General features: G+C 72.5%; 5 protein-coding genes and 1 tRNA gene. 2 read left to right on the forward strand and 4 right to left on the reverse strand.

The genetic code is table 11. The features are described 5' to 3' along the window. Positions 1 to 505: type I phosphomannose isomerase catalytic subunit (locus CRM73_RS17645; RefSeq protein ID WP_370658566.1), on the reverse strand; the 505-nt coding region annotated here is incomplete at its 3' end. Positions 506 to 578: 73 nt separating this feature from the next. On the opposite strand from CRM73_RS17645, the gene CRM73_RS17650 reads away from it, so the two are divergent. Further along, positions 579 to 1979: a phosphomannomutase/phosphoglucomutase gene (locus CRM73_RS17650; RefSeq protein ID WP_229588634.1), complete on the forward strand. Its 1401-nt coding sequence runs from the start codon at positions 579 to 581 to the stop codon at positions 1977 to 1979. Between the two features lie 66 nt (positions 1980 to 2045). Here the strand turns inward: CRM73_RS17650 and CRM73_RS17655 are convergent, their stop codons facing one another. The 3 genes from CRM73_RS17655 to CRM73_RS17665 all read right to left on the reverse strand — a co-directional run bounded on the left by CRM73_RS17655 (position 2046) and on the right by CRM73_RS17665 (position 5827). Beyond that, positions 2046 to 3233 (reverse strand): globin domain-containing protein, encoded by a 1188-nt coding sequence (locus tag CRM73_RS17655; RefSeq protein ID WP_017833928.1) that lies wholly within the window; start codon positions 3231 to 3233, stop codon positions 2046 to 2048. Between the two features lie 58 nt (positions 3234 to 3291). After that, the gene (locus CRM73_RS17660) at positions 3292 to 3783 is read right to left on the reverse strand and encodes an Rrf2 family transcriptional regulator (RefSeq protein WP_017833927.1); all 492 of its coding nucleotides are present in this window, start codon (positions 3781 to 3783) and stop codon (positions 3292 to 3294) included. A gap of 178 nt (positions 3784 to 3961) precedes the next feature. Further along, complete coding sequence (locus CRM73_RS17665) at positions 3962 to 5827, reverse strand: phosphoenolpyruvate carboxykinase (GTP) (RefSeq protein ID WP_017833926.1); 1866 nt, start codon at positions 5825 to 5827, stop codon at positions 3962 to 3964. Between the two features lie 299 nt (positions 5828 to 6126). Here CRM73_RS17665 and CRM73_RS17670 point away from each other — a divergent pair. Further along, positions 6127 to 6202, forward strand: a tRNA-Arg gene (locus CRM73_RS17670). Positions 6203 to 6376 lie beyond the last annotated feature (174 nt).

Consider the following 6376-nt stretch of genomic DNA (forward strand, 5'->3'; position numbering starts at 1 on the left):
CGGCGTCGTCGAGCGTCAGCACGGCCGGCAGCACGGGGCGCCCGCCGGCGGCGGCGTCGCGCAGCCAGTCCAGCCCCAGGCGCGCGGCGGTGGCGCGCAGCCGGTCCGCCGGCTGCACCCCCGTGAGCAGCTCCACGTCGGTGAGGGCCACGACGGTCTCGGGCTTGGCGGAGCGGTCCTTGTAGTTGCGCCGCGGGTCGTCGAGCGGGATCCCCGCCCGCTGCTCGCGCTCGAAGCCCGCCTCGGCCTGCTCCGGCGAGGGGTGCACCTGGATGGACAGGGGGGCGTCGATGGCCAGGATCTTGAGCAGGAACGGCAGGCCCTCCAGCGGCTCGTCCCGGCCGTCCCGGACGACGACGGAGGGCGCGGAGGGGTGCGCGCCGACCCACAGCTCGGCCTCGGGCTCGGGGCTCGGCACGGGTCTGCCCTGGAGGCGGGCCAGCACCTCGCGGGAGCCCCACGCATAGTGCTGGACGGGATTGCGCATGCGGAGGATCTCGACCATGCTCGTCATCCAATCACAGGACCGCCCGCGCCCCGCGGCACCCGGGAGCGCCCGTGGCCTAAGATCACCCCTTGTGACTATCGATCTCTCAGCTTCGTTCAAGGCCTACGACGTGCGCGGCATCGTGGGCGAGTCCATCACCGCGGAGACGGTCCGGGCCACCGGCGCCGCGTTCGTGGACGTCCTGGGCCTCGCCGGCCTGACGGTCCTGGTGGGCGGCGACATGCGCCCCTCCTCGCCGGAGTTCGTGGACGCCTTCGCCGAGGGCGCGGTCCGCCGCGGCGCGGACGTCGTGAAGATCGGGCTGATCTCCACCGACGAGCTGTACTACGCGTCCGGGACGTTCGGCGCCGCCGGGGTGACCTTCACGGCGAGCCACAACCCCGCCGAGTACAACGGCATGAAGATGTCGAAGGCCGGGGCCGTCCCGGTCTCCTCCGAGACGGGCCTCTACGACATCCGCGACCTCGCCCAGCGCTACCTCGACGACGGAGCGGTCCCGGAGGCCCCCGTCCCCGGCACGGTCACCGAGCGGGACGTGCTGACCGGCTACGCGGAGTACCTGCGCTCCCTGGTGGACCTGTCCAGGACCCGCCCGCTCAAGGTGGTGGTCGACGCCGGCAACGGGATGGCGGGGCTGACCACTCCCGCGGTGCTGGGCGACGCCGTGCTGGAGCCGCTGCCGCTGGAGGTCGTGCCCCTGTACTTCGAGCTGGACGGCACGTTCCCCAACCACCCCGCCAACCCGCTCGAGCCGGAGAACCTCGTGGACCTCCAGCGGGCCGTGCGCGAGCACGGCGCGGACCTGGGCATCGCGTTCGACGGCGACGCCGACCGCTGCTTCGTGGTCGACGAGCAGGGCGGGGCCGTCTCGCCCTCGGCCGTCACCGCGCTCGTGGCCGAGCGGGAGATCGAGCGCGCCCGGGCGGAGGGCGTGGAGAACCCGGTGATCATCCACAACCTCATCACGTCCCGCGCCGTGCCCGAGCTGGTCACCGCCCGCGGCGGCCGCCCCGTGCGGACCCGGGTGGGCCACTCGTTCATCAAGGCCGTCATGGCCGAGGAGGGCGCCGTGTTCGGGGGCGAGCACTCCGCGCACTACTACTTCAAGGACTTCTTCAACGCGGACACCGGGATGCTCGCCGCGATGCACCTCCTGGCCGCGCTGGGCGAGCAGGACGGGCCGCTGAGCGAGCTGATGCACCAGTACGACCCGTACGCGGCCTCCGGTGAGATCAACTCCACGGTGGAGGACAAGGCCGGTGCCGTCCGGCGGGTCGTCGACGCCCTGGCCGGCCGGGACGTGAGCGTGGAGGAGCTGGACGGCACCACGCTCAGCTGCCCGGACGAGGGCTGGTGGTTCAACCTGCGCCCCTCCAACACCGAGCCGTTCCTGCGCCTCAACGTCGAGGCGAAGGACCCGGCGACGATGGAGCGGGTCCGGGACCGGGTGCTGGACATCGTGCGCGTCTGAGACCCCGGCACGCAACGGGGCCCCGCCGGACGAGCCGTCCGGCGGGGCCCCGTGCGCTGCGGGCGCTCAGACCGCGGCGGTCTCGCGCGCCTCGTCGTGGAGCATCCACTGGTCCGGGCCCAGGATCTCGTAGGCCACGCTGCGCCCCGGGACGCCCTGGGCGATCACGGCGGAGCGGACGGCCTGCATGAAGGGCAGCGGGCCGCACAGCACCACCTGGGCGTCGGCCGGGATCCGCACGGCGCCGAGGTCCATGAACCCGTCGTGGTCGCCGTCCCCCGGGGTCTCCATCCAGGTCTCCAGGCGGGCGTGGGGCAGCTCGGCGACCAGCATCTCGTGCAGCTCCCGCAGCGCCCAGTCCTCCGCCGAGCGGTCGGCGTGCAGGACGAGGACCTGCCGCTGCGACTCCTGGCGGACGAGCCGGTCCAGGAACGCCAGCATGGGGGTCACGCCGATGCCGGCGGAGGCCAGCACGAGCGGCCCCTCCCCCTCCGGGAGCACCACGTCCCCGTAGGGGTTGGAGACCCGCAGGACGTCGCCCACCTGCACGTCGTGGCAGAGCACCGGGGTGACCTCGCCGCGCTCGTCGAGTCGCACGGCGATCCGGCGGGTCCCCTCGGGCCCGGGCACCAGCGTGAACTGCCGCGGCTGGTCCACGCCGTCGGGCATCCGCACCTCGACGGTCACGTACTGGCCGGCCACCGCGGGGGTCATCGGGGTGCCGTCGGCGGGCTCGAGGGTGATCGCCGTGGTGGTGGTCCCGGTCTGCTCCTTGGCCGCGACCCGGAACGGGGCGAAGACCACGCTGTTCGCCTGGCCCGCGTAGAGGCCCTCCTCGATCTTGATCAGGGCGTCGGCCATCAGCCAGTACACCTCGTCCCAGGCGGCCACGACCTCGGGCGTCGCGGCGTCGCCGAGGTCCCGGGCGATCGCGCCGAAGAGGTGCTCGTGGACGATCGGGTAGTGCTGGGGCAGCACGCCCAGGGACGCGTGCTTGTGCGCCACGCGGGAGAGCAGCTCGTCCGGGTAGCCCTCGGGGTGGGTCAGCAGCCAGGAGGCGAACATCGCGATGGAGCCGGCGAGGGCCTGCGCCTGGGTCCCGTTCTTCTGGTTGGAGCGGCTGAACATGCCGTCCAGCAGATCGGGGCGCGCCTCGAACATGGACCGGTAGAACTCGGGGGTGATGAACGGGATGCGCTCGGCGACGACGCCGATGGTCTGCTCGATGACGGGACGGGACTGGTCGGACAGCACGGTTGCCTCCTGGGGAGCCGGTGGATGACTCCTCAAAAGTAGCATCTCAAATGCTTGATTACGTCATCGGCGGCGGCGCGCCCCCCGCGGTGGCCGCCGGCGGCTCGGGCGGGCGCAGCCCGATGGACACCAGCACCGGGCCCACCTGCCGCTCGCTCACGAGGTCCCGCACCCGCACGTCGTCGAGCGCGCCGTAGAAGGCCTCCCGCGCGTCCGCGAGGGCGCGGCGCAGCCGGCACCCGCGGTCCAGCGGGCAGTCGCCGCCGGCCGACTCGCACTCGACCATCGCGGAGCCCGCCTCCAGCTCGCGCAGGAGCGAGCCAACGGTGGCGTCCAGGCCGGCGGGGGTGATCGACACCCCGCCGGTGCGGCCGCGGCTCGAGGCCAGCAGCCCGAGCCCGCTCAGCCGGCCCACGGTCTTGGTCACGTGGTGGTAGGGGGCGCCCACGCCCTCGGCGATGGCGCGCGTGGTGAGCTTCTCCCCCTCGGGGACGGCTCCTGTCAGCAGCAGGACGCGCAGGGCGATGTCCGAGAACGCGGTCAGCCGCACGGCGGGGTCCTCCGGTCGCTCATGGCGGCTCCTTCCGAGACCTCGCGCGTCCCGGCCGGCCGCGGGAGCGCCCCCATTGTCCCACGCGGGCGGCGGACACGGACGAGGGGCCTCCCGGCACGGGAGACCCCTCGTCCGACCGCCGGCCCCGGGGCGCCGCAGCACCCCGGGACGGGGATCACGCCTGGTTCAGGCGGTCCTCCAGCCCGGCACGCTGCTCGAGGATGGGCTCGGGCACGTGGCCGAGCCGGTGGAACCACTCGTCGATGCTGGGCAGCTCGGCCCGCCACTCCTCGACGTCGACCTTGAGGGCGGCCTCGAGCTCCTCGTCCGAGACGTCCAGGCCGGTGAGGTCGAGGTCCTCCTTGGTGGGCACGATGCCGATCGGGGTCTCCCGGCCGCCGGCCGTGCCCTCGAGGCGGTCGAAGATCCACTTGACCACGCGGGAGTTCTCGCCGAAGCCCGGCCAGGCGAAGCCGCCGCTCGGGGTGCGGCGGAACCAGTTGACGTAGAAGACCTTCGGCATGTCGTCCTCGCCGATGCGCTCGCCGACCTCGACCCAGTGCTCGAGGTAGTCGTTGGCGTTGTAGCCGATGAACGGGAGCATGGCCATGGGGTCGCGCCGGACGACGCCCACGGCGCCCTTCGCGGCGGCGGTGGTCTCCGAGGACAGCGTGGCGCCCTGGAACACCCCGTGCTCCCAGCCGAAGGACTGGGACACGAGCGGGATGGTGGTCTTGCGGCGGCCGCCGAAGACGATCGCGGACAGCGGCACGCCCTCCGGGTCGTCGTACTCGGGGGCGAGGATGTCGGCCTGCTTGATCGGGGTGCAGAAGCGCGAGTTCGGGTGCGCGGCGGGACGGCCGCTCTCCGGGGTCCAGTCGCGGCCCTTCCAGTCGGTCAGGTGCTCGGGCGTCTCGTCCGTCATGCCCTCCCACCAGACGCCGCCGTCGTCGGTGAGCGCCACGTTGGTGAAGATCGTGTTGCCCCGGGCGATGGCGCGCATGGCGTTGGGGTTGGTGGGCCACCCCGTGCCCGGAGCCACGCCGAACAGACCGGCCTCCGGATTGGTCACCCGGGCCTGGCCGTCCTTGCCGAAGCGGATCCAGGAGATGTCGTCGCCGACCATCTCGGCCTTCCAGCCCTCGAGCGTGGGCTCGAGCATCGCGAAGTTGGTCTTGCCGCAGGCCGAGGGGAAGGCCGCGGAGATGAACCGGCTCCTGCCCTCGGGGTTCGTGACCTTGAGGATGAGCATGTGCTCGGCCAGCCAGCCCTCGTCGTGGGCGATGGCGGAGGCGATGCGCAGGGCGTAGCACTTCTTGCCGAGCAGGGCGTTGCCCCCGTACCCGGAGCCGAAGGACCAGACGGCCCGGTCCTCGGGGAAGTGCACGATGTACTTGGCGGGGTTGCAGGGCCAGGGCACGTCCTGCTCGCCCGGGGCCAGCGGGGCGCCCAGGGAGTGCAGGCACTCGACGAAGAAGCCGTTCTGCTCGGTCATCTTCTCCAGCACCGGGGTGCCGATGGTCGCCATGATGCGCATGGAGCACACCACGTAGGCGGAGTCGGTGATCTCCACGCCGTAGCTCGGCCGCGAGGCCTCCAGGTGGCCCATGACGAAGGGGATGACGTACATCGTGCGCCCGCGCATGGCGCCGCGGAACTTCTTGCGCAGGGAGCTGCGCATCACCTCCGGGTCCTCCCAGTTGTTGGTGGGGCCCGCCCCCTTCTCGGTCTTGGTGCAGATGAAGGTGCGCTCCTCGACCCGGGCGACGTCGTCCGGGTCCGAGAACGCGGCGAAGGAGTTGGGGAACTTCTCCTCGTCCAGGCGGACGAAGGTGCCGGCGTCCACGAGCTCGTCGGTGAGCTGCGTCCACTCGGCCTCCGAGCCGTCGACCCAGTGGATGCGGTCCGGCTGGGTCAGCTCCGCCATCTCCCGCACCCACGAGAGGAGGTGCGCATGGGTGGTGGGCGCGCTGTCCAGCGCGTCCTTCACAGCCTCGTTCAGCCCGGTGGTCTCCGTCGTTGCAGTGGGGTTGTCAGCCATTGACATGTCTCCTCGTTGAGGCCGTCCGCCGACCGCCCGGGGCTCTCGTGGTGGTGCTCGTCGTCGAACACTCGACCCGGTGTCACCGGGCCCACAGTGAGCGGCGTGGAGGTGGGCGGCCGGTCTCTACTGTGATGTGGGTCCATCGTATCGCCCCGGCCCCGGCCGCCCCAGCAGGGTTACGCGCGCCGCGGCCCGTCGCGCCGGGTGCCGGGCGGGGCGCCCCCGGATTTTGCGCAGCCGGGGGCCGCATGTAGAGTGATGTCCGGTTTGAACGGCGGTGACGCCGGGACGCCGATGCGCCTGTAGCTCAACGGATAGAGCATCTGACTACGGATCAGAAGGTTGGGGGTTCGAATCCCTTCGGGCGCACCATCCACGAAAGAGCCCCTCACCGGCGGAGACGCCGGTGAGGGGCTTCTTCGTGCCCGGCCGCTGCGGCCCGGGCCGCGGACGGCTCAGGCCGGGGCCGCGGCGAGCGCCCGGACGTCTCCCCCGGCGCGCCCCACGAGGCCGCGGGTCACCACGGTGTCGAGGCCCGGGAGGGCG

It is taken from the genome of Kocuria sp. CCUG 69068, from assembly GCF_020833785.1.
In the GTDB taxonomy this organism is placed as follows: domain Bacteria; phylum Actinomycetota; class Actinomycetes; order Actinomycetales; family Micrococcaceae; genus Kocuria; species Kocuria rosea.

Bases quoted from the DNA above. Each gene is read 5' to 3' on its own strand.
- CRM73_RS17665 (WP_017833926.1), bottom strand. From the start codon at position 5,827: ATGGCTGACAACCCCACTGCAACGACGGAGACCACCGGGCTGAACGAG.